This window comes from Aeromicrobium halocynthiae, assembly GCF_039531385.1.
GTDB lineage: Bacteria > Actinomycetota > Actinomycetes > Propionibacteriales > Nocardioidaceae > Aeromicrobium > Aeromicrobium halocynthiae.
Genome location: NZ_BAAAPY010000006.1, coordinates 96,913 through 120,888 on the forward strand (window position 1 = coordinate 96,913; position 23,976 = coordinate 120,888).

The 23,976-nt window shown below is 71.6% G+C and carries 30 protein-coding genes; 21 read left to right on the forward strand and 9 right to left on the reverse strand.

The window, feature by feature from the left end; translation table 11 throughout:
* Positions 1 to 485: 485 nt before the first annotated feature.
* The 3 genes from kynU to ABD213_RS09885 all read left to right on the forward strand — a co-directional run bounded on the left by kynU (position 486) and on the right by ABD213_RS09885 (position 3,546).
* A complete protein-coding gene (kynU, locus tag ABD213_RS09875; RefSeq protein WP_344327469.1) occupies positions 486 to 1,682 on the forward strand; it encodes a kynureninase in 1,197 nt (398 codons plus the stop codon).
* 41 nt (positions 1,683 to 1,723) lie between these two features.
* Positions 1,724 to 2,494 carry a 4-hydroxy-tetrahydrodipicolinate reductase gene (gene dapB, locus ABD213_RS09880; protein WP_344327471.1) on the forward strand — a complete coding sequence of 257 codons (771 nt, stop codon included), beginning with the start codon at positions 1,724 to 1,726 and terminating at the stop codon, positions 2,492 to 2,494.
* Between the two features lie 230 nt (positions 2,495 to 2,724).
* Positions 2,725 to 3,546 carry a ribosomal RNA small subunit methyltransferase A gene (locus ABD213_RS09885; protein ID WP_344327473.1) on the forward strand — a complete coding sequence of 274 codons (822 nt, stop codon included), beginning with the start codon at positions 2,725 to 2,727 and terminating at the stop codon, positions 3,544 to 3,546.
* Here the strand turns inward: ABD213_RS09885 and ABD213_RS09890 are convergent.
* Genes ABD213_RS09890 through ABD213_RS09905 form a run of 4 tightly spaced genes read right to left on the reverse strand, consistent with a single transcriptional unit; the run spans position 3,481 to position 5,567 of the window.
* On the reverse strand, positions 3,481 to 3,783 hold the full coding sequence (locus tag ABD213_RS09890) for an AzlD domain-containing protein (RefSeq protein ID WP_344327475.1): 303 nt from the start codon (positions 3,781 to 3,783) through the stop codon (positions 3,481 to 3,483). The genes ABD213_RS09885 and ABD213_RS09890 overlap by 66 nt on opposite strands.
* Positions 3,780 to 4,454 (reverse strand): AzlC family ABC transporter permease, encoded by a 675-nt coding sequence (locus tag ABD213_RS09895; RefSeq protein ID WP_344327477.1) that lies wholly within the window; start codon positions 4,452 to 4,454, stop codon positions 3,780 to 3,782. The genes ABD213_RS09890 and ABD213_RS09895 overlap by 4 nt, the downstream gene beginning before the upstream one ends.
* Positions 4,451 to 5,008, reverse strand: a complete 558-nt coding sequence (locus tag ABD213_RS09900; protein ID WP_344327481.1) for a GNAT family N-acetyltransferase — start codon at positions 5,006 to 5,008, stop codon at positions 4,451 to 4,453. The genes ABD213_RS09895 and ABD213_RS09900 overlap by 4 nt, the downstream gene beginning before the upstream one ends.
* A gap of 58 nt (positions 5,009 to 5,066) precedes the next feature.
* The gene (locus tag ABD213_RS09905; RefSeq protein WP_344327484.1) at positions 5,067 to 5,567 is read right to left on the reverse strand and encodes a hypothetical protein; all 501 of its coding nucleotides are present in this window, start codon (positions 5,565 to 5,567) and stop codon (positions 5,067 to 5,069) included.
* Positions 5,568 to 5,615: 48 nt separating this feature from the next.
* Here ABD213_RS09905 and ABD213_RS09910 point away from each other — a divergent pair, with 48 nt between their 5' ends.
* The 5 genes from ABD213_RS09910 (at position 5,616) to ABD213_RS09930 (ending at position 8,364) form a co-directional block, all read left to right on the forward strand.
* On the forward strand, positions 5,616 to 6,428 hold the full coding sequence (locus tag ABD213_RS09910) for a thymidylate synthase (RefSeq protein ID WP_344327487.1): 813 nt from the start codon (positions 5,616 to 5,618) through the stop codon (positions 6,426 to 6,428).
* A complete protein-coding gene (locus ABD213_RS09915; protein ID WP_344327493.1) occupies positions 6,425 to 6,928 on the forward strand; it encodes a dihydrofolate reductase in 504 nt (167 codons plus the stop codon). The genes ABD213_RS09910 and ABD213_RS09915 overlap by 4 nt, the downstream gene beginning before the upstream one ends.
* Before the next feature lie 82 nt (positions 6,929 to 7,010).
* Complete coding sequence (locus ABD213_RS09920; RefSeq protein WP_344327497.1) at positions 7,011 to 7,391, forward strand: VOC family protein; 381 nt, start codon at positions 7,011 to 7,013, stop codon at positions 7,389 to 7,391.
* A 68-nt stretch (positions 7,392 to 7,459) separates the two neighbouring features.
* Positions 7,460 to 7,894 carry a MarR family winged helix-turn-helix transcriptional regulator gene (locus ABD213_RS09925; RefSeq protein WP_344327498.1) on the forward strand — a complete coding sequence of 145 codons (435 nt, stop codon included), beginning with the start codon at positions 7,460 to 7,462 and terminating at the stop codon, positions 7,892 to 7,894.
* A complete protein-coding gene (locus ABD213_RS09930) occupies positions 7,891 to 8,364 on the forward strand; it encodes a DUF2306 domain-containing protein (protein WP_344327501.1) in 474 nt (157 codons plus the stop codon). The genes ABD213_RS09925 and ABD213_RS09930 overlap by 4 nt, the downstream gene beginning before the upstream one ends.
* 24 nt (positions 8,365 to 8,388) lie before the next feature.
* On the opposite strand, the gene ABD213_RS09935 is transcribed toward ABD213_RS09930, so the two are convergent.
* Positions 8,389 to 9,213, reverse strand: coding sequence for an acyl-CoA thioesterase (locus ABD213_RS09935; protein ID WP_344327503.1), 825 nt, complete (start codon positions 9,211 to 9,213; stop codon positions 8,389 to 8,391).
* Positions 9,214 to 9,263: 50 nt separating this feature from the next.
* On the opposite strand from ABD213_RS09935, the gene dapA reads away from it, so the two are divergent.
* The 13 genes from dapA (at position 9,264) to ABD213_RS10000 (ending at position 20,701) form a co-directional block, all read left to right on the forward strand.
* Positions 9,264 to 10,178 (forward strand): 4-hydroxy-tetrahydrodipicolinate synthase, encoded by a 915-nt coding sequence (dapA, locus tag ABD213_RS09940; protein ID WP_344327505.1) that lies wholly within the window; start codon positions 9,264 to 9,266, stop codon positions 10,176 to 10,178.
* Between the two features lie 13 nt (positions 10,179 to 10,191).
* Complete coding sequence (locus ABD213_RS09945; protein WP_344327506.1) at positions 10,192 to 11,871, forward strand: ribonuclease J; 1,680 nt, start codon at positions 10,192 to 10,194, stop codon at positions 11,869 to 11,871.
* A 207-nt stretch (positions 11,872 to 12,078) separates the two neighbouring features.
* On the forward strand, positions 12,079 to 12,777 hold the full coding sequence (locus ABD213_RS09950; protein WP_344327508.1) for a sirohydrochlorin chelatase: 699 nt from the start codon (positions 12,079 to 12,081) through the stop codon (positions 12,775 to 12,777).
* 136 nt (positions 12,778 to 12,913) lie between these two features.
* Positions 12,914 to 15,409, forward strand: coding sequence for an FtsK/SpoIIIE family DNA translocase (locus ABD213_RS09955; RefSeq protein ID WP_344327509.1), 2,496 nt, complete (start codon positions 12,914 to 12,916; stop codon positions 15,407 to 15,409).
* A 13-nt stretch (positions 15,410 to 15,422) separates the two neighbouring features.
* Positions 15,423 to 15,893: a hypothetical protein gene (locus ABD213_RS09960; protein ID WP_344327511.1), complete on the forward strand. Its 471-nt coding sequence runs from the start codon at positions 15,423 to 15,425 to the stop codon at positions 15,891 to 15,893.
* A gap of 31 nt (positions 15,894 to 15,924) precedes the next feature.
* Complete coding sequence (locus ABD213_RS09965) at positions 15,925 to 16,542, forward strand: CDP-alcohol phosphatidyltransferase family protein (RefSeq protein WP_344327513.1); 618 nt, start codon at positions 15,925 to 15,927, stop codon at positions 16,540 to 16,542.
* A complete protein-coding gene (locus tag ABD213_RS09970) occupies positions 16,539 to 17,024 on the forward strand; it encodes a CinA family protein (RefSeq protein WP_344327514.1) in 486 nt (161 codons plus the stop codon). The genes ABD213_RS09965 and ABD213_RS09970 overlap by 4 nt, the downstream gene beginning before the upstream one ends.
* Before the next feature lie 37 nt (positions 17,025 to 17,061).
* Positions 17,062 to 17,355 carry a helix-turn-helix domain-containing protein gene (locus ABD213_RS09975; RefSeq protein ID WP_344327517.1) on the forward strand — a complete coding sequence of 98 codons (294 nt, stop codon included), beginning with the start codon at positions 17,062 to 17,064 and terminating at the stop codon, positions 17,353 to 17,355.
* Positions 17,356 to 17,422: 67 nt separating this feature from the next.
* Positions 17,423 to 17,617, forward strand: coding sequence for a DUF3046 domain-containing protein (locus tag ABD213_RS09980; RefSeq protein WP_344327519.1), 195 nt, complete (start codon positions 17,423 to 17,425; stop codon positions 17,615 to 17,617).
* Positions 17,618 to 17,645: 28 nt separating this feature from the next.
* A complete protein-coding gene (locus tag ABD213_RS09985; protein WP_344327521.1) occupies positions 17,646 to 18,167 on the forward strand; it encodes a GNAT family N-acetyltransferase in 522 nt (173 codons plus the stop codon).
* 187 nt (positions 18,168 to 18,354) lie between these two features.
* The gene (gene recA, locus ABD213_RS09990; protein WP_344327524.1) at positions 18,355 to 19,452 is read left to right on the forward strand and encodes a recombinase RecA; all 1,098 of its coding nucleotides are present in this window, start codon (positions 18,355 to 18,357) and stop codon (positions 19,450 to 19,452) included.
* Positions 19,452 to 19,958, forward strand: a complete 507-nt coding sequence (locus ABD213_RS09995) for a regulatory protein RecX (RefSeq protein ID WP_344327525.1) — start codon at positions 19,452 to 19,454, stop codon at positions 19,956 to 19,958. The genes recA and ABD213_RS09995 overlap by 1 nt, the downstream gene beginning before the upstream one ends.
* A gap of 266 nt (positions 19,959 to 20,224) precedes the next feature.
* Positions 20,225 to 20,701 carry a hotdog fold domain-containing protein gene (locus ABD213_RS10000; protein ID WP_344327528.1) on the forward strand — a complete coding sequence of 159 codons (477 nt, stop codon included), beginning with the start codon at positions 20,225 to 20,227 and terminating at the stop codon, positions 20,699 to 20,701.
* Between the two features lie 35 nt (positions 20,702 to 20,736).
* On the opposite strand, the gene ABD213_RS10005 is transcribed toward ABD213_RS10000, so the two are convergent.
* The 4 genes from ABD213_RS10005 to ABD213_RS10020 all read right to left on the reverse strand — a co-directional run bounded on the left by ABD213_RS10005 (position 20,737) and on the right by ABD213_RS10020 (position 23,937).
* A complete protein-coding gene (locus ABD213_RS10005) occupies positions 20,737 to 21,570 on the reverse strand; it encodes an amino acid ABC transporter permease (protein WP_344327531.1) in 834 nt (277 codons plus the stop codon).
* A 1-nt stretch (position 21,571) separates the two neighbouring features.
* A complete protein-coding gene (locus tag ABD213_RS10010; RefSeq protein ID WP_344327534.1) occupies positions 21,572 to 22,216 on the reverse strand; it encodes an amino acid ABC transporter permease in 645 nt (214 codons plus the stop codon).
* Between the two features lie 73 nt (positions 22,217 to 22,289).
* Positions 22,290 to 23,177: a glutamate ABC transporter substrate-binding protein gene (locus ABD213_RS10015; protein WP_344327536.1), complete on the reverse strand. Its 888-nt coding sequence runs from the start codon at positions 23,175 to 23,177 to the stop codon at positions 22,290 to 22,292.
* Positions 23,178 to 23,208: 31 nt separating this feature from the next.
* A complete protein-coding gene (locus ABD213_RS10020) occupies positions 23,209 to 23,937 on the reverse strand; it encodes an amino acid ABC transporter ATP-binding protein (RefSeq protein WP_344327741.1) in 729 nt (242 codons plus the stop codon).
* Positions 23,938 to 23,976 lie beyond the last annotated feature (39 nt).

The following is a 23,976-nucleotide window of genomic DNA, read 5'->3' on the forward strand; positions in this document are numbered from 1 at the left end:
CATCGGCTCCTCGACGCCCGGTCCACCCCGCGGGGTGGACCGGGCGTCGCCGTCCCGCCCGACGACTCGCTGATTCCCAGGAGGTCCTGGGAATCGGGTAGCCGGGCCCGGTTCTCCTGCGCAGACCATGGGTTGCTTCCCGGGGTCGGTGCCAGGAAGGCGTGCTGCCCGTCCCGGCTCCCGCACGACCACCACCTGGGCGGTCCGTTCCACCCGGGGCGGACCACGTGAGTCGCACCCGTCACTGACGGCTCGCTGATTCCCAGGAGGTCCTGGGAATCAGGAATCAGGGCCAGGCTTCCGTGCACCGCACCAGGGTTGCTTCCCGGGGTCGGGGGCAAGGAACCGTGGTCCCTGCCGTGCGTGTCCCACATCATCCACGCTTCCCGCCCGGCCGCAGCACCCGGCGCCTCCTGCCTCGCCCTGCGCCGTCCCACGGCTCGCCGCAGGTCCAGGTCGCCGGTCTCGTGAGACGATCGGCCACGATGATCGACCTCCGACGACGCGCCGCCCGCCTCGACGCTGCGGACCCCTTGGCCCGATGGCGCCGGGAGTTCGTCCTCGACCCTGACGTCATGGCCTACCTCGACGGGAACTCGCTCGGCCGACTGCCGCGGCGAACCGTCGAACGGCTCCAGACCTTCGTGCGCGACGAGTGGGGCGGCCGCCTCATTCGGGGGTGGTCCGAGGGCTGGGCCGAGCTGCCGACCGCCGTCGGTGACGAGGTGGGACGCCTCGTCGGGGCCGCGGCGGGGCAGACCGTCGTCGGCGACTCGACGTCGATCGCCATCGCGAAGGCGTTGCACGCCGCGGTCCGACTGCGTCCGGAGCGCGACGAGATCGTGGTTGCTGCGCACGACTTCCCGACCGACCGCTACCTCGCCCAACGGGTGGCCGCCGACACCGGCAGGACCCTTCGGACCGTGGGGTTGCGCGACGACGGCACCCTGGACCTGACCGACGTCCTGGGGGAGCGGACGGCGGTCGTCCTGCTGAGCCACGTCGACTACCGCAGCGGAGCCCTGCTCGACCTGCCGCGTCTCACCCGACGCGTGCACGACGCCGGCGCGCTCGTGGTGTGGGACCTGTGCCACTCTGTCGGGGTCGTCCCGATCGCCCTCGACCAGGCCGACGTCGACCTCGCCCTGGGATGCACCTACAAGTACCTGAACGCCGGCCCCGGAGCCCCGGCGTTCCTCTACGCAGCCGCCCGTCACCTGCCGCACCTGCAGCAGCCCCTCCCGGGCTGGTGGAGTGCCGACGACCTCTTCGCCATGGCCGACGACTACCGACCCGCCCCCGACGCGCGCCGCCTGCTGTCCGGCACGCCGAACGTGGCGGGCCTGCTCGCGGTCCGCGAGGGCGTCGCCATGGTCGACGAGGCCGGCGTGGAGGCGATCCGAGCGAAGTCGGTCCTGCTCACCGGCCTCGTCCTCGACCTGCTCGACGCCGAGGGCCTGGACGTCGTCACCCCGCGCGACCCGGCCTCGCGCGGCAGCCACGTGACGGTGCGGCTCCCGGGTGCGCGCGACGTCGCCGAACGCATGGCCGAGCGAGGCGTCCTGCCGGACTTCCGCGAGCCCGACCTCGTCCGCCTCGGCCTCTCCCCGCTCACGACGTCGTTCGAGGAGGCGGTCGTGGGCGTCGAGGCGATGCTCGACGTGGTCCGCTCGACGCGATGAGGCAGCTCCCGGCTCACGAGGGCGGGCCCTAGGCTAGGCCCATGACACGAGTCGCTGTGCTGGGTGCCGACGGACGGATGGGCTCGACCTCGGCCGCCGCGATCGAGGCCACCGACGACCTCGAGGTCGTCGCCCGCGTCGACGTCGGGGACGAGCTGTCCGCGGTGACCGGGGCCGACGCCGAGGTCGCGCTCGTCTTCAGCCCGCCGGACGTCGCGCCGGAGCAGGCCGAGTGGCTGATCGGACAGGGCGTGCACGTCGTCATCGGCACGTCGGGCTTCGGGGAGGAGCGCGTCGAGCGACTGCGGGAGGTCGCGGCGCAGCACGAGGGCGTCGGCGTCCTCGTCGTCCCGAACTTCTCCATCGGCGCCGTCCTCATGATGCGGTTCGCCGCCGTCGCCGCACCGTTCTTCGAGTCCGTCGAGGTCATCGAGATGCACCACCCGGGCAAGGTCGACGCGCCCTCCGGCACCGCCGTCCGCACCGCCGAGCTGATCGCGCAGGCGCGCGCCGAGGCCGGCAGCCCCGCGATCCCCGACGCCACCACGCACGACCCCGACGGCGCCCGCGGTGCGAGCGTCGACGGCATCAGCGTCCACGCCGTCCGCTCACGCGGCTACGTGGCGAGCCAGGAGGTGCTGCTCGGCGGTGAGGGCGAGATCCTCGCGCTGCGCCACGACTCCTCGACGCGCGAGTCGTTCATGCCCGGGGTCGTCGCGGCCCTGCGCGGAGTCGCCGACCGTCCGGGCGTCACCGTGGGTCTCGACGCCGTGCTCGGGCTCGACCGACCGCCGGCACCGGGTCCGCGATAGCCTGGCGCCATGACGAACTCGCTGAGGTTGCGCGCCGCCTGACGGCCGCGCCCACCACTGCTCAGCCAGCACCCGACTCCGCACGCTCGAGCGTGCCGAGTCGTGGGCGCGCGCCGTCCCGCAGGTCCACCCCACCTGCCGGATGCAGCGCGGCGCGTTCCTACCCGCCACCGTCTCGATCCTCGAGCGGCATCGCTCGACTGCGTCCGGCTCCTCACCCAGGAGCCAGCATGCCTCACACGACCGGCCGACACGAGCTCGGCCAGAACTTCCTCGTCGACCCCCGCGTGGTCGACACCGTCCTCTCCGTCGTGGCCACATGGCCCGACGACCGCCCACTGCTGGAGCTCGGGCCAGGAGACGGTGCCCTCACCGGCCCTCTCGCGGCCCTGGGGCGTCCCGTCACGGCCGTCGAGATCGACGCGCGCCGCGCCGCCCGTCTGCGGCGCCGGCTCGCCGGACGCGTGGACGTCGTCCGCGGCGACCTGGCGCGACACCGCCTCGACACCGGTGCCGACATCGTCTCCAACGTTCCCTACGGCATCACCACGCCGCTGCTGCGCCGACTGCTCGGTGCACCGCACTGGCACCACGCGATCCTCCTGCTGCAGTGGGAGGTCGCGCGCAAGCGCGCCGGCGTCGGTGGGACGACCCTCATGGCGGCGCAGTGGTGGCCGTGGTTCACCTTCGGGCTCGTCCACCGGGTGCCGGCGACGTCGTTCCGGCCGGTGACGTCGGTCGACGGTGGGCTGCTGGAGGTCCGACGTCGACCGGTCCCGCTGGTCGCGGACGCCGTCCACCACCGCTCCGTCGTGACCGAGACCTTCACCGGCAGGGGCCGCGGCGTCCTCGACGTGGTGGGACGGCGCCACGGTCGATCGGTGCGAGACCTCTGGGCGAGGTCGTCCTCCGTCGGGTCGCGGGACCTGCCGCGCGACCTCGACGTCGAGCAGTGGGTGACACTGGCCGAGCTGGTGCCGAGACGCTCAGAGTCGCAGCAGCGCCGCGGTCGCGGCCGCGACGACGACCATCGGCAGGAACGGCACCCGTAGCCACAGCAGGACCGCCGCGACGCCGAGGGCAGCGACCCTGGCGTCGACCGCCAGCGAATGGTCGGCGCCCAGGGTCTGCACGGCGAGCAGCGCCCCGAGCAGGGCGGCCGGGATGAGCAGGGTGGCACGTCGGGTGAGGGGGTGCTCCAGCCACCGTTCGGGCACCGAGAGCCCGGCGAGCTTCAGGGCGTAGCAGCCGGCCGCCGTCAGCAGGACGCCGGCCCACAGCCCGGTCACGACCCCTCCCTGACCGGCCACAGCAGTCCGACCAGCACCGCGACGGCACCACCGGCGATGATCGGCACACCGGCCGGGGTCCAGCTCACGAGCACCAGGGCGACCGAGGCCCCGACGAGGGCGCACAGCCGTCCCGCCGTAGTGCTCAGCCGTGGCCACAGGAGTCCCAGGAAGGCGGCGGCGACGGCTGCGTCGAGTCCGTACGTCCTCGGGTCTCCGATCGCCGAGCCGACGACGGCGCCGACCAGCGTCGCGAGGTTCCACAGGAGGAAGACGCTGAGCCCGGTCCACCAGAAGCCGGTGCGGCCGTCACGCTCGTCCTCCTGGGCGACCGCCATGGCGGTCGACTCGTCGATCACCAGGTGCGCCCCGGCGAGTCGGGCGAGGCCGCGAAGGCGGAGCAGCGCGGCGAGGCTGACACCGTAGAACAGGTTGCGCGACCCGAGCAGCACGGCCGTGAGTGCTCCGGTCAGCGGTGCACCACCGGCGGCCACGACCCCGACGAACGCGAACTGCGAGGCTCCGGTGAACGCCAGCAGCGACAGGGCGCACGTCTGGGCGACGTCGAGGCCCGAGGTGGTGCCGAGTGCTCCGAAGGAGATGCCGTACGTGCCGGTGGCGAGGCCGACGCCGAGTGAGTCGGCACGGACGGAGCGGGTCCGCCGGCTCATCCCTCGGTGAGCTCGGACTCGTCGGTCAGTGCCGTGTGCAGGCGCACCTGCTTGATGGCCCGGCCGGTCTCGTCCTGGAGCTCGCGGTGGGCGCCGTCGGTCTCCCACCCGGACTCGACGAGGAATCGCCGCAGCACGTCGTCGGTGGAGGAGAGCCACCAGACGGCGCGGGTGAAACGGTCGGCGCGCAAGGTGTCGACGGCGGCCTGGAGCAGGCGTGACCCGTGCCCGGCGCGACGGTGCTCGGGATCGACCACGAAGCCGCCGACCTCGCCGTCGGCCACGCGGTCGGCGTCGGGGTCGAAGCACGGGTGGACGACGGCGTAGCCGCGCACGGTGGCCCGCTCGAGCGCCACGAGGACACGCATCCGGGCCTCCGGCGGTGCCACGACCGACGCTCGCCAGCGTTCGGCGACCCCCTCGGGGTCGAGACCGGCGACGACGTCGTCACCGAGGACGTCGGCGTACTCGGCCCGCCACGTCCGCAGCTGGACGTCGGCCACGGCCGGGGCGTCGTCGGGCCAGGCGAGGCGGACGCTGACGTCGGCGCTCATGGGCGGGCCTCCTGCAAGTCGAAGGGGAACGGGCCGGCCGGGGCCGGTGGGGCGGGTCTCAGCGCTCGGCGAACTGCTCGACGAGGCCCGACTCGGCGCCGTCGGCGTCGAGCACCACCTCGGTCAGGGTGGTGGTCCGCAGCGACGGCGTGGCCTCGAAGGCCAGCAGGGCGATGCCCGGCACGGCACCGACGACGAGGGACCACGCGCCCCAGGGAGCGACGAACGTCACCAGGACGGCGATGATCACCGGAGCCTGGCAGATGGCGAGCCGGCGTACCGTGTGCGCGGCGTAGACGGCGACGCCCCGACGTCGCTGCTCCGTCGCGGGAGTGGCGGGGTCCAGCGCCGGAGCGTCCATCCACACGCGCTCGGCGAAGAAGGCCGCCACGGCCACGGGAGCGACCATCAGCACCATCGCCCACCACGGCGGGCGGGCGTCGTCGGCTCCACCGAGGGCGAAGAACAGCACCACCACGAACCCGGCGGTGATGACCACCTGGAGGGCGACGAACCGACGGACCTCGCCCGGCGACGCGTCGTACTCGTCGGGGAACATGCGGCTGAGTTTCGCACAGCCGTCCGCACCCCCGCGTAGCATGCCCCCATGCGCACGTACCTCGACCTCGTCCAGCGGATCCTCGACGAGGGGGTCGAGAAGTCCGACCGCACCGGCACCGGGACGCGTAGCGTCTTCGGCCACCAGATGCGCTTCGACCTCGCCGAGGGCTTCCCGGTCGTGACCACCAAGAAGGTGCACCTCAAGTCCGTCGTCGCCGAGCTGCTGTGGTTCGTGGCGGGTGAGACCAACACCGCCTACCTGCGTGAGAACGGCGTCACGATCTGGGACGAGTGGGCCGACGACCGCGGCGACCTCGGCCCCGTCTACGGCCACCAGTGGCGCAGCTGGCCGACGCCGTCGGGGGAGACGATCGACCAGCTCGCCGGCGTGGTCGCGAACCTGCGGTCCGACCCGCACTCGCGCCGACACGTCGTGAGCGCGTGGAACGTCGCCGACCTCGACGCCATGGCCCTCGCCCCGTGCCACGCGTTCTTCCAGTTCTACGTCACGCCCACCGGCGGCGACGAGCCCGACCGGCTGTCCTGCCAGCTGTACCAGCGCTCTGCCGACGTCTTCCTCGGCGTGCCGTTCAACATCGCCTCCTACGCGCTGCTGACGCACATGGTCGCGCAGGTCACCGGCCTGGGCGTCGGCGACTTCGTGCACACCCTCGGCGACGCCCACCTCTACCTCAACCACCTCGACCAGGCTCGCGAGCAGCTCACCCGCGAGCCCCGCCCGCTGCCGGAGCTGTGGCTCGATCCCTCCGTCACGAGCATCGACGGCTTCACGCTCGACTCGATCAAGGTCACCGGCTACGACCCCCACCCGGCGATCAAGGCGCCGATCGCCGTATGACGGTCACGCTCGTCGTCGCGATGGGTGCGAACCGGGTGATCGGGGTCGACGGCTCGCTGCCGTGGCGCCTGCCGGAGGACCTCGCGAACTTCAAGCGCCTCACCCTCGGCCACCCGATGGTGATGGGTCGGGCCACGTACGAGTCGATCGGCCGGCCGTTGCCGGGGCGCACCACGATCGTCGTCACCCGGGACACCGACTGGTCCGCGGGGGACGTCGACGGGGTCGAGGTCGTGCACTCGCTCGACGGTGCGCTGCGTCGCGGCGCCGAGCTCGACGACGAGGTCTTCCTCGTCGGGGGAGCGCAGGTCTACGCCCAGGCGCTCGAGGAGGGTCGCGTCGACCTCATGGTCGTCACCCGTGTCGCCGCCTCGCCGGTCGGCGACACGTTCTTCCCGAGGATCGACTGGCAGGCGTGGCACGAGGTGGGCCGCGTCCCGCACGTCGGTCCCGAGCCGGAGCGAGTCGCCTTCGACATCGTCACCTACCGCCGCGCCTGACGACCGTCGTCGCCGGCCCTTGCCGCCGCCGCCGTCACGGAGCACGATGAGCCTGTCCGACGCGGCGAGAAGGGGAACGACCATGGCCCACGGCGACATCACCCACCTCGAGATCCCTGTCTCCGACCTCGCTGCGGGCACGCGGTTCTACGGCAGCGTCTTCGGCTGGCGGATCGAGGAGGCCCCCGGGTTCGAGGGGTACCCGATGTGGCAGGCCCCCAACGGCATCAGTGGGGGAGCCCTCACGTCCCGCGAGGACGGGTTCGCCCAGCCGCGCTCGGTGGTGGAGGTCGACTCCATCGACGACACGCTCGCCGTGGTGGAGTCGCACGGTGGTCGCGTCGTCGCTGCGAAGGCTCCGATCAGCGAGACGTCCTCGTGGGCGCTCGTCGCCGATCCGGACGGCAACGTCCTCGGGCTGTACGAGGAGTCGCCGGAGGACAGGGACGCATCGGCGCCCTGACTGGGCGCCGCGGACACACCGACGGCACAATGTTGACCTAGGTAACTTACCCGTGACAACATGTTCGCGTGTCCTACGACGCCTCCCGGCCCGCCTATCGTCTGCACACGCTGGTGGCGACGCTCGACACCGCGGCCGACCGGATGCTGCTGGAGGCGCACGGCACCGGGTACGCGCGCTTCCTGACCCTCGTCACGGTGCAGGCGCTCGAGCGGCCCACCCAGGCCGACCTCGCCACGGCGCGCGGCACCTCGGCGCCGGCCACCAGCCGGATGGTGCAGGCGCTCGTCGACGACGGCCTCCTGCTCGCCGAGAGGTCCCCGGGGGAAGGCAACCGGCGCACCCTGGCCCTGACGTCGGCGGGGGAGCGCTTCGTGACCGCCGGCGGAGAGCTCCTCGGGGGCGCCTTCGCTCGTCTTCTCGAGGCCGCGCAGGTCTCCGAGGCCGACGTCCTCGCCGTCACCGACCCCCTCCTCGCCGTCCTCGACCCGGAGATGCCATGACCCCGCTCGTCGCCACGCACGCGTTCGCCGCCCTGGTCGCCCTCCTGGTCGGGGGGTGGCAGCTGTTCATCGGCCCCCGCGGTACCCCGGGACACCGGCTCGCCGGCCGGGTGTGGGTCGTCGCGATCCTGTTCGTCGCCGCGTCGTCCTTCTGGATCCGCGAGATCACCCCAGGTTCCTTCAGTGCCCTGCACGCCCTGTCGATCGTCACGCTCGTGACGGTTCCCCTGGGCGTGCTCGGGGCGCGTCAGGGACGCATCGCCTCGCACCGTGCGGCCATGACCGGCAACTGGATCGGTCTCCTCGGCGCCGGAGCGGCGGCCTCGGCGATCCCCGAGCGCGACATCCCACAGCTCGTGGTCGCCGATCCGGTCACCGCGACGCTCGCCGCGGTCATGGTCGTCGTCCTGGCCGCCGTCGTGATCGGCATCGGTCGCGTCGTCGACGTCGCCGTGGTCCGCGACGCCTGACCCCGCTGGCCACGCCCGAGTGGCTCAGGACAGGATCGCCAGCTGGCGCGACTGGGCGATCAGTCGACCCTCGCGGTCCCACAGCTCGACGTCCTCGTCGTGGTAGCCGTCGATGACGTGCCTCGTGGTCACGTGCATGAGGGCCCAGTCGGTGTCCGGTCGCCGCCGCAGGTGCACCGTCAGCTGCACGGTGGCCGAGGCGAGCAGGCCGAGGTCGGCGGTCACCGGCGGGTAGCCGTCGACGATGGCGGCCGCCGCGACGGCGTCGATCCGGCGGCCGTCCTCGGGTCGCACCCACACGGTCGCCTCGGGGACGCCGCTCGGCTCGCCTCGCAGCCAACCGGGCACGTGGGGGGAGCGGACCTCGTAGCGGTCGACGATGGGCACGGCACCCGCCGGGATGCTCTCGGCGAGGTCGTGGCCCTCCTCGGGTCCCGGGACCGCGGGCGCTGCGTGGGGCGTGTGCTCGGCGTCCCCGGTCGTGTCCCAGTCGTGCAGCGTCACCACGGCGTGCGCGACGGCGCCGCCCGCCTGGCTCAGGACCGCCTGGTGCACCGAGACCCGCCGGCCCACGCGCACCGTCGTGACGGCCACGGCGGCGGGTCCCGGGGTCGGCGGCTTGAGGTAGTTGACCGAGACCGACAACGGGTCGGGGTGGTCCGGTGCGCTCGTCGCGGCCTCGTCGAGGACCGCCCGCAGGACCACCGCGAGCACGTAGCCGCCGTTGGCGGTGCCGTTCGGGGTGTTCCAGTCGGCGGTCAGCTCCAGGTGCCGGGCGCCGTCGGCGCCGAGGGTGCTGGCGACGGCTCGATCCAGCTCGTGGGGCGGTGGGGGAGTCGAGGTGGACATGCGCCCATCCTGCACCGAGGCCCGTGCTCGGCTCGCGGTAGCCTCGCCCCATGACCTCCCCGCACGCCAGCGAGTCGGCCCCCTTCGGACGGGTGCTCACCGCGATGGTCACTCCCTTCGCCTCCGACGGCAGCCTCGACACCGACGCCGCCCAGCGGCTCGCGACGCACCTCGTCGACGCGGGCAACGACGGGCTCGTGGTCAGCGGCACCACCGGGGAGTCGCCCACGACCACGGGCGAGGAGGACGGACGGCTGCTCGCGGCGGTCCTGGAGGCCGTCGGCGACCGGGCCACCGTCGTGGCCGGCGTCGGCACGAACGACACCCGGCACAGCGTCGAGCTCGCCGCCCAGGCGCGCACCACCGGCGCGCACGGGCTGTTGCTGGTGACGCCCTACTACAGCAAGCCCCCGCAGTCCGGCATCGTCGATCACGTCACCCAGGTGGCCCGCGCCGGCGTCGACGTGCCCGTCATGCTCTACGACATCCCGGGTCGCACGGCGGTGCAGATCGCCGAGCCCACCTACACCGAGCTGGCTCGCAACCCCCTCGTCGTGGCGGTCAAGGACGCCGTCGGCGACCTCGAGCGCGGCGCCTGGATCATGCGCGAGACCGGTCTGTGCTGGTACTCCGGCGACGACGCCGCGAACCTGCCGTGGCTCGCCGTCGGCGCCGCCGGGATCGTGAGCGTCGTCGGTCACGTCGCGGGACGCCAGTACGCGGAGATGGTGGCGGCGGTGGACGCCGGCGACCTCCCCGCAGCGCGCGAGATCAACGACCGGCTGCTGCCGGTGGTCCGCGCGATCATGACCCACACCCAGGGTGCGATCACCGCCAAGGCGGCCATGCAGCTGCTCGGCGTCATCGAGCACCGGACCATGCGCGCCCCCCTCCCCGCCGCCACCGACGACGAGGTCACCACCGTGCGTGACGCGCTGGTGACGGCGGGCCTACTCACGAACTGAGGCACCACCCTTCATGAGCCACATGCACCTCGAGCTCCCCGCTCCCGGCCCCCTCGCCCCCGACGCCCTGCGGGTCATCCCGCTCGGCGGTCTGGGCGAGATCGGTCGCAACATGACCGTCTTCGAGTTCGGCGGGAAGCTGCTGATCGTCGACTGCGGCGTGCTCTTCCCGGAGGAGAACCACCCGGGCGTCGACCTCATCCTCCCGGACTTCGAACCGATCCGGGACCGGCTCGACGACGTCGTCGGCGTCGTCCTGACGCACGGCCACGAGGACCACATCGGCGGCGTGCCGTTCCTGCTGCGCGAGCGTGGCACCATCCCGATCGTCGGGTCCAAGCTCACGCTGGCCTTCGTAGAGCCGAAGCTCAAGGAGCACCGACTCAAGCAGGCGCCCAAGCACGAGGTGTCCGAGGGCGACGTGCTGGAGCTCGGTCCGTTCTCGTGCGAGTTCGTCGCCGTCAACCACTCCATCCCCGACGCACTGGCCGTCGCGATCACGACGCCGGCAGGCGTCGTGCTGCACACGGGCGACTTCAAGATGGACCAGCTGCCGCTCGACGACCGCATCACCGACCTGCGCGCGTTCGCCCGGCTCGGCGAGGCCGGCGTCGACCTCTTCCTCACCGACTCCACCAACGCCGACGTCCCCGGCTTCACGGTGCCCGAGCGCGACATCACGCCCGCGATCGACGCCGTGTTCGCCTCCAGCGCCCAGCGCGTGATCGTGGCGTCGTTCGCCTCGCACATCCACCGCGTGCAGCAGGTCCTCGACGCCGCACACCGGCACGGCCGCAAGGTGGCGTACGTCGGTCGTTCCATGGTCCGCAACATGCAGATCGCCCGCGAGCTCGGCTACCTGCACGTCCCGGACGGCGTCGTGGTCGACCGGATCGACGCCGCGCCGCCGCACGAGATGGTGCTGATGTCGACCGGTTCGCAGGGTGAGCCCATGGCGGCGCTCTCGCGCATCGCCAACAACAGCCACCCGCAGGTGAGCCTGGAGCCCGGTGACACCGTGCTGCTCGCGTCCTCGCTCATCCCCGGCAACGAGAACGCCGTCTACCGCGTCATCGACGGCCTCACCAAGATCGGCGCGCGAGTCGTCCACAAGGGCAACGCTCTCGTGCACGTCTCGGGCCACGCCTCGGCCGGTGAGCTGCTCTACTGCTACAACATCGTCCGGCCCACGAACGTCCTGCCGGTGCACGGCGAGATCCGTCACCTGCACGCCAACGGTGCCCTGGCCACCAAGACGGGCGTGCCGAACGTCCTCCTCGCGGAGGACGGCTACGTCATCGACCTCGTCGACGGTCACGCCTCGATCGTGGGCGCCGTCGACTGCGGCTACGTCTACGTCGACGGCTCGTCGGTCGGCGAGATCACCGACTCCGAGCTGAAGGACCGACGCATCCTGCGCGACGAGGGGTTCATCTCGATCGTCACGGTCGTCGACTCCACGACCGGCAAGATCGTCACGGGCCCGGAGATCCATGCCCGTGGCCTGGCCGAGGACGAGTCCGCCTTCGACGAGATCGTGCCCAAGCTCATCGACGCCCTGGAGCAGTCGCTGGCCGACGGGACCCGCGACACCCAACAGCTCCAGCAGGTCGTGCGCCGGGTCGTCGGGTCGTACGCAGGCCGTCGCCTGCGCCGCCGACCGATGATCATCCCGATCGTCCTGCAGGCCTGACCCGCGCATCCGGCGAGCCGTCGGCACGCCGCGCGAACTGTTACCGCGCCGAAACACCGACTTGGCGGTCGCGAAACACGCGCTGCCTAGCGTGACGGGTGTTCGGCGCGGGGCCGAACTCTGGTGGGACACCGGCCGCGGTCGACGAGGGATGTTGCGCACGGACCTCGTCGGCCGCGTCGCCGGTTCCGGAGGAGGGCGGGGCCTGTGTCGATCCGACAGACCGGCGAGGTCTTGTACGCGTGCTCGTCCGGGAGTGCCGATCCGGCCCAGCGGGCCGCCCTCGGTCATCTGGTGACCGCCGTGCGGCGCGACGCGCCGTCGGTCGACGTCCGTGACACGCCGGTGGAGATGCTGGCCAGCACCGAGGACAGCGCGCCGGTGCGCGTGGCCGTGCCGTTGACGCTCACCGAGGGCACGGACGTCGCCGCGGCACTGGCCGTGGCGCGTCGCGGGGACCCCGGGCTCAGCGTCGCCGCGCCACTCGGACCGGACTGGAGCCTCGCGGAGATCTGCGTCCAGCGCCTCATCGAGGCGGGGGGCCGCAAGGAGGACACGATCGTCCTCGGGGTCGCCGGTGGCCAGGGCGCGGAGTCGCTCCAGGGGTACCAGCGCGCCGCACGCCTCGTCAGTGCCGTCTGGGGAGGGCCCGTGCACATCGGGGTGGTCGCCGGACCGGGCACCGCGCTGACCGACGCCGTCGACCTGGCGCACAAGGACGGCGGCCGGGTGGTCGTCGCCTCCTACGTCCTGACGCCCGGCCGGTACGCCGACCTCCTGCGCCACTGCGGTGCCGACCTGGTGACGGCACCACTGCTCGACGGGGGGACCCCCGACCCGCGGATCGTCGCGCTCGTCGTGACGCGGTTCCACCAGGCGCTCGGCGTGGGTGCTCCGTCCCTGTGAGCGGACGTCGTCGTCAGGCTCGCTCGACACGTCGATGACGCGCGGTCCCGCAGGTCCGCACCGGGTGGCGACGCGCCGACGCCGGCCCGCGGCGCGGGAACCGGTCCACCCTCGACCTGTGCTTTAGGCTTTCGCCATGGCGACCCGAACGTCTTCCCCCTCGCGTCAGCGAAGTTCGGCACAGCCGCGCAAGCGGCCGTCCGGCAGTCAGGCCAAGAAGAAGCGGCCTGCGTCGCGTGGTTCCTCCACGGCTCGGCGCAAGCCTGCCTCCCCGGGCCCCGGTCCGGTCGCCGTCGTGGTGGGCGGTCTCGCGCGTGGCGTCGCCGCGGTGTGGCTCGCGATCGCCGGGATGATCGGCGCGCTCGCTCGCGGCATCGGCAGCTCGGCGTCCGAGCTCGAGCCGGAGCAGCGACGCGACGGCGCCGGCTTCGCCATCGTCGCGCTGTCGATCGTCGTCGCCGCCTCGGTGTGGTGGCAGATCCCCGGACCCGTCGCCGAGGGCGTGCGGGCCGCGACCACGGGGACGGTCGGCCTGCTGGCCTGGGCCGTGCCTCTCGTGCTCCTCGTCGTCGCCTGGCGCACCCTGCGCCACCCGGACCGCAACGGTCCCGTCGGGCGTCAGGTCATCGGGTGGTCCGCGATCTGCGGCGGGGTGCTCGGGCTCGTCCACCTCGCCCATGGCGTTCCTCGCCCCGACGACATGGGTGCGCTCCGCGAAGCCGGAGGAGCCCTCGGCTTCCTCTTCTCCGCCCTCCTCATGGACCTGCTGCGGACGTCGTTCGTCGTCGCACCGATCCTGGTGCTCGTCGTCCTCTTCGGTGTCCTCGTCGTCACAGGCACGCCGCTGCACGCCGTGCCCGTCCGCCTGAGGGAGGGCCGCGATCGCCTGCTGGGCCGCTCGTCCGACGAGGCGCAGGACTCCGAGACGCAGGGCGCCGCAACGCGGCGTCACCCGCGCACCACCCCCGACGAGCCGTACGACAACCCGCTGGTCGAGGATCCGGCCGAGGAGAAGAAGCCCGCCCGCAAGCGCCGTGCGCCGGACCCCGTCGACGTCGCCGAGGCGGCCCCTGTCGGCGTCGCGGAGGCCGGCGAGGCCGAGGTCGTCGAGGCGCCGCCGATGGAGCCGCTGCCGGCCCGCGCCGAGCAGCTCGCCCTGTCCGGCGACATCGTGTACTCCCTTCCGGACTCCACCGTCCTGCGCGAGGGCTCGCCGCACAAGGCGCGGTCAGCCGCCTCCGACGCCGTCGTCGACCGGCTCACCGAGGTGCTCGAGCAGTTCCAGATCGACGCCCAGGTCACCGGCTACACGCGCGGTCCGACCGTGACGCGGTACGAGGTCGAGCTCGGCCCCGCCGTGAAGGTCGAGAAGGTGACGGCGCTGAGCAAGAACATCTCCTACGCCGTGGCCTCCAACGAGGTGCGGATCCTCAGCCCCATCCCGGGCAAGTCCGCCATCGGCGTCGAGATCCCGAACGTCGACAAGGAGATGGTCTCCCTCGGCGACGTGCTGCGCTCGGGCAAGGCCCGCGGAGACCACCACCCGATGATCGTCGGTCTCGGCAAGGACGTCGAGGGCGGTTTCGTCGTGGCGAACCTCGCCAAGATGCCCCACCTGCTCGTCGCCGGCGCCACCGGCTCGGGCAAGTCGAGCTTCGTCAACTCCATGATCGCCTCGCTGCTCATGCGTGCCACGCCCGACGAGGTGCGCATGATCATGGTCGACCCCAAGCGTGTCGAGCTCACCGCCTACGAGGGCATCCCCCACCTCATCACCCCGATCATCACCAACCCCAAGAAGGCCGCCGAGGCGCTGCAGTGGGTCGTGCGCGAGATGGACATGCGCTACGACGACCTCGCCAACTTCGGCTTCCGTCACATCGACGACTTCAACAAGGCCGTCCGCGCGGGCACCGTCACGGTGCCGCCGGGCAGCGAGCGCGAGCTGGCGCCGTACCCCTACCTGCTGGTGGTGGTCGACGAGCTCGCCGACCTCATGATGGTCGCTCCGCGCGACGTCGAGGACTCGGTCGTGCGCATCACGCAGCTCGCCCGCGCGGCCGGCATCCACCTCGTGCTCGCCACCCAGCGACCGAGCGTCGACGTCGTCACCGGCCTGATCAAGGCGAACGTCCCCAGCCGGCTGGCCTTCGCCACCAGCTCCCTCGCCGACAGTCGCGTCATCCTCGACCAGCCCGGAGCGGAGAAGCTCGTGGGCCAGGGTGACGGGCTGTTCCTGCCCATGGGGGCGAACAAGGCCATGCGCATGCAGGGCGCCTGGATCACCGAGGCCGAGATCGCCGAGGTCGTGCGTCACTGCAAGGAGCAGCTGCAGCCGACCTACCGCGAGGACGTCACCGCTCCGCAGCAGTCGTCGCGCGAGCTGGACGACGACATCGGCGACGACCTCGACCTCGTGCTCCAGGCGGTCGAGCTCGTCGTCACCACGCAGTTCGGGTCGACGTCGATGCTGCAGCGCAAGCTCCGGGTGGGCTTCGCCAAGGCGGGTCGCCTCATGGACATCATGGAGAGCCGCGGCGTCGTCGGCCCGAGCGAGGGGTCCAAGGCCCGCGACGTGCTGATCAAGCCCGACGACCTCGAGGACGTCCTGGCCTCGATCCAGGCCGGTTGAGAAGATGAGCGTCATGACGCAGCCCCGAGTGCCCGCCTCCTTGGCGGTCGAGGTCGAGCAGTTCGAGGTGCGCCGCCGTGCCGCGCTGTACGTCGCCGCGTTCCTCGTGCCCGCCGTGCTCGCCGTCGTGCTCGGCTGGCTGGCCTGGTCGCAGGGCGAGGTCGTGTGGGCGGGCGTCGCCGGTCTCCTGGCGCTCACCGCCCTGACGGCGATGCCCGGCCTGCGCGACCTCGGCACCCCCCTGTTCGTCGCCGACGCCCACGGGGTGCGCATGCGCTCGGGACGTCTGTGGGTGGGACTGCTGTGGAGCGAGATGGCCGGCATCCACGTCGAGGGTCGCAGCGGCCGGCACGACCCGTGCATCAAGGTGGTCAGCCCCGACGGCTCGCGCGTCTACCGCTCGCCAGTCGGCATCACCACCACGGTCTCGGTGGCCGAGGCAGAGGACCAGCTGGCGCGCGTCCTCGACGCTGTCGCATACTGAGACGTTCACTCCCGCTGCCTGGAAGGTCCGTATGTCCTCGGCCGAGACCGCCCCGAGCAACCTCAACATCGCCAATGCCCTGACGGTCCTGCGGATCCTGGGCGTCCCGGTCTTCGGGTGGTTGTTGCTCACCCAGGGTGGCGAGAGCATCGAGATGCGCGTCTGGGCGTTCGTCGCGTTCGCCCTGCTCATGGCCACCGACCGCATCGACGGGGACCTCGCGCGCAGCCGCAACCTCGTGACGAACTTCGGCAAGCTGGCCGACCCCATCGCCGACAAGGCGCTGACCGGCATGGCCTTCGTCGGCCTGGCGATCATCTTCTCCGCCTGGTGGTTCTGGGCCGCCGTGGTGCTGATCCTCCTGCGCGAGTGGGGCATCACCCTCATGCGGTTCGTCGTCAAGAAGTACGGCGTCATGCCGGCGAGCCAGGGCGGACGCATCAAGACGACCCTCCAGGCGCTGGCGATCGGCGGCTACGTCCTGCCGTTTGAGCTCTGGCAGAACACCGCCAGCGACGTGCTCCTGGTGCTCACCCACGTCGTGTTCGCCGCCGCGTTCGCGATCACGATGTACACGGCCGCGCAGTACGTCAGGGACGCGCGCGACCTGCGGGCACAGCACCGGTCGACGGCGCGCACCGGCTCGTGACCGGACCGGCCGAGCGCGTGGTCGCGGGCCTGCGGTCGCGGGGGCACCGCATCGCGTCGGCCGAGTCCCTGACGGGCGGGCTGGTCTGCTCGGCCCTGGTCGACGTCCCCGGAGCCTCCGACGTCGTGGTCGGTGCCGTGGTCGCCTACGACCCGTCCGTCAAGACCGGGCTGCTGGGCGTCGACCGTGCCCTCGTCGAGCGTCATGGGACGGTGCACGAGCAGACCGCCCGCGCCATGGCGGAGGCGGCGCTGCGCCGCGTGGACGGTGCCACCATCGCGGTCTCCACCACCGGGGTCGCGGGTCCGGACCCGAGCGAGGGTCACCCGGCGGGCACCGTGCACGTCGCTGTCGCCGACGCCGACGGCACCGTCGCGCAGCGCCTGCACCTGACCGGCGACCGCCGATCCATCCGCGAGCAGACGGTCCGTGCCGCGTTGTCGCTCGTGGTCGCTAGGCTGGGGGAAGAAAGCCGGGGGTAGTGACGTTGACCACGACGACCGACCGAGAGGAAGCGCGATGACCACGATGCGACAGCTCGTCGGCGAGGTGCTCCGCGCTCGTCGGCTCTCGCAAGGGTTGACCCTGCGCGACGTCTCCGCCCGCGCACGCGTGAGCCTGGGGTACATCTCCGAGGTCGAGCGAGGACAGAAGGAGCCGAGCTCGGAGCTGCTGGCCGCGCTCGCGTCGGCGCTGGAGGTCCCGCTGTCCAAGGTGTTGCTCGACGTCAGCACGCTGCTGGCCATCGAGGAGGCCACCGACCTGGCGAGCGTCTCCTCCATCACGCCCGAGGTCGAGGTCTCCGCGGCCTGACGGTGCCACACGGTCGGGCCCGGGGGTGCTGCTGCGCCTACTCGGGCGCGTGGCATGCTGGCGCGCGATGAGGCACAGCGAGTTCTGGGAGCGCATGGACCACCACCTCGGCGAGGGGTACGCGCGGGTGTGGGCCGACACCCAGACCATGGCCGACCTCGACGGCCGGACCGCCCTGGAGGCGTTGGAGGCCGGCGTCCCCCCGAAGCAGGTGTGGCGTGCGGTGCACGCACGTCTCGAGCTCCCCGCGTCCGAGCGATGACCGGGCGTCGGGGAAGCGGGTCGTGCCGGTGAACCCGGACACCTGGGGGCTGCGGCCACTCGTCGACGATGACGTCGACGACGTCCACGCCATCGTCTCCGATCCCGACACGTGGGTCCACGAGCCGGGCGGCTGCTTCGAGCGCGTCGAGCGGAGCGGGGCGCTCGTGCGCGAGGCCGTCGCGTCGTGGCGCGCCGAAGGTCTCGGCCCGTGGGCCGTGCTCGTGGCCGACGAGCTCGTGGGCCTCGGGGGAGTGACCCCGATGACGCGGTGGTGGGACCTCGGCGCCCGGCTGTCCCCGCACGTCTGGGGACACGGCCTGGCCACCTGGGTCGTGGAGGTGGCCCTCGGAGCCGCGCACCGCACGAAGCCGGACTGGCCGGTCGTGGCCCGGTCGTCGTCGACCAACCCGGCGTCGGGACGGGCCTGCGAGAACGGCGGGCTGGCCCCGGTGCACGTCGAGCCGTGGCCCGACGGCACCAGCTGCGTGGTGCACGCCGACCGACCGCTCGAGCGTGACCTGCTGCGCACCGTCCTCGCGCTGGGCTGAGTCCCCGCCCGGTCGCGACACGCCGCCGGCGATGAGTGGCTCGAACACGTGTTCGGGTTAGCCTGTCCACAGGTCTGACGCGATCGAGGTCGGATCCACAGGCGGGTCGACGAGGCCCAGGAATGTCTGAGGGATCTCGTAGCGTCGAAGATGACCGGCCACCCCACCAGTAGAAACGGAACCGCCGATGCCTCCCAAGTCCCCTCTCGCCCCCGTCACGGCCGTCGATGTCGACCAGCGCGCCAAGGCGATCGACAACGCGATCGCCCAGATCGACCGTTCCTACGGCAAGGGTGCGGTCATGCGCCTGGGCGAGCGTGGCCGTGTGCCGGTCAACGTCATCCCCACCGGCGCGCCCGCGCTCGACGTCGCCCTCGGCATCGGGGGCATGCCCCGCGGCCGCATCGTGGAGGTCTACGGTCCGGAGTCCTCGGGCAAGACCACGGTCGCCCTGCACGCGGTGGCCAACGCGCAGAAGGCCGGCGGCGTGGCGGCGTTCATCGACGCCGAGCACGCCCTCGACCCCGACTACGCCCGCAAGCTCGGCGTCGACACCGACGCCCTGCTGATCTCCCAGCCCGACTCCGGTGAGCAGGCACTGGAGATCGCGGACATGCTGATCCGTTCCGGTGCGCTCGACATCATCGTCATCGACTCCGTCGCCGCGCTCGTGCCGCGCGCGGAGATCGACGGCGAGATGGGCGACTCCCACGTCGGCCTGCAGGCCCGGCTCATGAGCCAGGCCCTGCGCAAGATGACCGGTGCCATCAACGGCTCCGGCACGACGGCCATCTTCATCAACCAGCTGCGCGAGAAGATCGGCGTCATGTTCGGCTCTCCGGAGACCACCACCGGCGGCAAGGCGCTGAAGTTCTACGCCTCGGTGCGCCTGGACGTGCGCCGCATCGAGACCTTGAAGGACGGCACCGACATGGTCGGCAACCGCACCCGCGTCAAGGTCGTCAAGAACAAGATGGCTCCGCCGTTCAAGCAGGCCGAGTTCGACATCATGTACGGCCAGGGCATCAGCCGCGAGGGCAGCCTCATCGACCTCGGCGTCGACGCGGGCTTCGTGCGCAAGGCCGGCGCCTGGTACACCTACGAGGGCGACCAGCTCGGCCAGGGCAAGGAGAACGCGCGTCAGTTCCTGCGTGACAACCCCGATCTCGCCGAGGAGCTGGAGAAGCGCATCAAGGACCACCTGGGTGTCGGTCCCGGTGCTGCCGAGGACGAGGCCGAGGACGGCTTCGCCGAGGGCGGCGACCTGCCGGCCACCGAGTTCTGATGGCAGCCACGGGGACGGCCACCGACCACGAGTCGGTGGCCCGGGCCGTGCTCGAGCGGCGCATCGCGATGCGCGAGCACAGCCGTGCCGAGCTCGCCCAGGCGCTCGCGGCCAAGGACGTGCCCCGCACGGTCGCCGAGACCTTGTTGGACCGCTTCACCGAGGTCGGGCTCATCGACGACGAGCGCTTTGCCCGGGCATGGGTGGAGTCGCGTCAGCGCAGCAAAGGCGCAGCGCGAGCGGTGCTGGCGGTCGAACTGCGCCGCAAGGGCATCGACGAGGAGCTCGTCGGCGACGTCCTGGCCGACCTCGACCCCGAGGACGAGCGGGCTGCCGCCCATCGCCTCGTGCGACGCAAGCTGCGCAGCGTCCAGGGGCTGGACCAAAGCGCCCAGATCCGTCGGCTCGCCGGCATGCTGGCGCGCAAGGGCTACCCGGCCCAGGTGGCCTTCGACGTCGTGCGTGCCGAGCTCGAGGCCGAGCGGGAGCCGCTGGACTCGATGTGACGCCACCTGAGGTGCGGAGCCTCTCGCGGGTCAGGGTGCGAGCCTCTCCGGCGTGAAGGAGCACGGCACCAGGGTGCCGACCGCGCCGTCGGCACCCTGGTCTCCTGAGTCGGGCGGCGACCCCTGCTCGTCGGCGCGGGGAGCGTCGCGATCGGGGCGGGGGCGGCGCTGTTCGCACCCGACGGGCGCGACACCTGAGCGCACGTCGAGGGCACGAGGGCGTGGGTCGCTTGCCGCCAAAGGTTACCTACCAGTAACATGCGGTCATGGCATCGACCTACGCCCTCTACCGTCGGATGACGGCCCTTCCGCAGGGCAAGCGACTCTTCTCCATCGCGTTCGGCCAGAAGGCCCCCTACTTCGCCTCGATCCACATGATGGTCGAGGACATGGCGCCGCACCGGGGCCAGGTGCGCATCCCCAAGCGTCGCAGCGTCCAGAACCACATCGGCACCGTCCACGCCATCGCCGCCTGCAATGGTCTGGAGGCCGCGATGGGCCTGCTGGCCGAGGCGACCTGCCCTGAGGACTCCCGCTGGCTGCCCAAGGGCATGGAGGTGCGCTACGTCGCCAAGTCCGACGGCCCGCTCACCTGCACGGCCACCTCCACGCCCGAGGACTGGGCGAACGGGCCGGACGTGCCCATCACCGTCGAGGCGACCTTGCCCGACGGCACCGTGACCGTCGAGGGCACGATTCACCTGTGGGTGACGCAGAAGTCGAAGGCGAAGAAGACGGTCTGAACCTCCCGACGCGGGCGCGCGGCTGGGGACCCCGCTCAGGCCTTGGTCTGGATCTGGCCGGCCACGATCTGCACCTGGGACCCGCCGGAGGTGTTGTAGCGCCGGTCGAGGTAGGACGCCAGCCACGTCAGCAGCAGGTTCAAGATGATGTAGATGAGGCCGAGCACGATGGCGACGGCGAGGTAGTTGTTGAAGGTGCGCCACAGCTCGCGACCGGCGTAGGTGAGCCCGGGCGCGAGGACGTAGAAGCCCAGGCTGGTGTCCTTCAGCGCCACGATGCACTGGCTCACCAGCGACGGCAGCATGATCTTGATCGCCTGGGGGAGCTGCACGATCGTCATGACCTGCGTCTTGCGCAGCCCGACGGAGTACGCCGCTTCCGCCTGGCCCTTGGGCACGGCGTTGACACCCGCCCGCACGATCTCGGCGAGGACGGAACCGTTGTAGAGGATCAGACCGAGCACGAGCGCCACGAAGTCGCCCCGGGGGAAGCCGCGCATGCTCCAGATGAAGATGATGAGCATCAGCAGGGGGACGGCGCGGAAGAACTCCACCACGAGCCACGACGGCCACCGGACCACGGCGTGGTCGGAGAGCTTGCCGACACCGAACAACAGGCCGAAGAAGACGGCCGGGATGATGGCGAGCACGGCGGCGAGGATCGTCCAGCCGAGCCCCTTGAGCAGCTCCAGCATGAGACGGGGTGTGACGAAGGGCTCCCACTGCCGGGCCGTGAACTGGTCCTCGGTGTAGAGCTTCCAGATCGCGGCGGCCGCGGCGGCCACGAGCACGCCGACCCAGACCACGGCGATGATCCGGTAGCGGCGACGGGCCTTGGGCCCAGGGACGTCGAAGAGCACCGCACTCATGTCAGGCCACCCTCCAGCGACGCTCGAGCAACGTCGCGCCCAGCGAGATCGTCTCGACGATGATGATGTAGCCCACGGCGATGCCGAGGAAGAGCACGACGCGGTCGCCGGGGAAGTCGCGCAGGCTGCCGCTGAGGCGGAAGGTCGCCTCGGCGATGCCGAAGCCGGCCGCGAGCGAGGTGTTCTTCGTCAGGGCGATGAAGACGCTGGCCATCGGCGGCACGACCAGGCGGAACGCCTGCGGCAGCACGACCTGGCTCATCGTCAGCGAGAACGGCATGCCGATCGAACGGGCCGCCTCGGCCTGACCGACACCGACGCCGTTGATGCCCGAGCGGATCGCCTCGGCCACGAAGGCCGAGGTGTACAGGCCCATCGCCATGGTGACCATGACGAAGAAGCCGAAGTCGATCCCGATGGGCGGCAGGGCGTAGTAGGTGAAGAACAGCAGGATCAGCAGGGGGACGTTGCGAAAGGTCGTCACCCACAGGGCCGCAGAGCTGCGCATGATCCCGATCGGACTCACACGGGCGATGCCGACGAGCGTGCCCAGCACGAGCGCCAGCGCACCGGAGGCGGCCAGGAGCTTGAGTGTCTCCCAGAAGCCCCGCACGATGAGGTCCGCGTTAGCGGCCAGTCCCTCCACTGCTCACCTCCGAGGTTCGGTCAGGTCCAGGGGTCGTGGGCCGGGCGAGGCGCCCGGCCCACGACCGTCACGATCAGCTGGGGCAGGCGTCGAGCTCGGGCGCCTCGGGAACCTCGTTGCCGGACTGGCCGAGCGTGAGGTCGAAGGCCTGCTCGAACCGACCGTCGGAGAAGGCCTGCTCGAGGGTCTCGTTGAGGAACTCGCACATCTCGGGGGCGTCGGGGCTGTAGCCGATGCCGTAGCGCTCCTCGGAGAAGGGCTCCCCGACGACGCGCAGCTCGTCGGGGTTCTCGGCGGCGTAGCCGAGCAGGATCGCGCCGTCGGTGGTGACGGCGTCGACCGATCCGTTGAGCAGCTGGTCGTTGCACTCGGAGTACGTGTCGAACCCGGCCGGGGTGGCGCCGTACTCCTCCTCGACGGTGGCGATGGAGGTGGACCCGCGAACCGAGCACACGCGCTTGCCCTCGAGGTCGTCGGGGCCGTTGATGCTGTCGTCGTCGGCGGCGACCAGGAGGTCCTGGCCCGTGACGTAGTACGGGCCGGCCTGGCCGACGAGCTCGCGGCGCTCGTCGGTGATGGAGTACGACGCGATCACGAGGTCGACGGTGCCGTTCTGCAGGAACGGCTCGCGGTTGTCGGAGATCGTCTCGACCCACTCGATGTCGTCGGCGGCGATGCCGAGCTCCGCGGCGATGATCTTGCCGACCTCGGGGTCGATGCCGGTGGGGGCGTCCTGGCCGGCGCCACGGAAGCCGATGCCGGGCTGGTCGTACTTGACGCCGATCGTGATCGTGCCCTGCTCGGCGAGCTCGGCCATGCGCGAGCCCTCGGGGAACTCGGGGTTCTCGACGACGTCGTACTCGCCGCTCTCGCTGGAGTCGCTGCCGGCGTCGCCACAGGCGGCGAGCGTCAGCACGGTGGCGGCCGCGACGGCCGCCCAACGGGTGGTGCGGAACTTCATGGTGTGTGCCTCCGATGGATGGATGTGACGGTCAGTGCTTGAGGATCTTGCTGAGGAAGTCCTTGGCGCGGTCGGTCTGCGGGTTCGCGAAGAACTCCTCGGGGGTGTTCTCCTCCACGATGCGCCCGTCGGACATGAACAGGACGCGGTCGGCGGCGGTGCGCGCGAAGCCCATCTCGTGGGTGACCACGACCATGGTCATGCCACCCTTGGCGAGGTCGACCATGGTGTCGAGGACCTCCTTGATCATCTCCGGGTCCAGCGCGGAGGTGGGCTCGTCGAAGAGCATGACCTTGGGGTCCATGGCCAGGGAGCGCGCGATCGCGACGCGCTGCTGCTGACCCCCGGAGAGCTGGGCCGGGAGCTTGTGCGCCTGGGCCTCGACGCCGACGCGCTCGAGCAGCTCCATGGCGCGCTTCTCGGCCTCGGCCTTCTTCTGGCCACGCACCTTGATGGGCCCGAGGGTGACGTTCTCCAGGACCGTCTTGTGCGCGAAGAGGTTAAAGGACTGGAACACCATGCCGACGTCGGCGCGCAGCCGCGCGAGGGGCTTGCCCTCGGCCGGGAGCACGTCGCCGTCGACCTCGATGACACCCTCGTCGATCGTCTCGAGCCGGTTGATGGTGCGGCAGAGCGTGGACTTGCCCGAGCCGGAGGGTCCGATCACGACGACGACCTCGCCGCGCCCGACCTCGAGCTCGATGTCCTGGAGAACGTGCAACGAGCCGAAGTGCTTCTGCACCCCCCGCATCGCCACCATGGGTGTGTCGACCATGGACGGAAACCTATCTGCTCATCG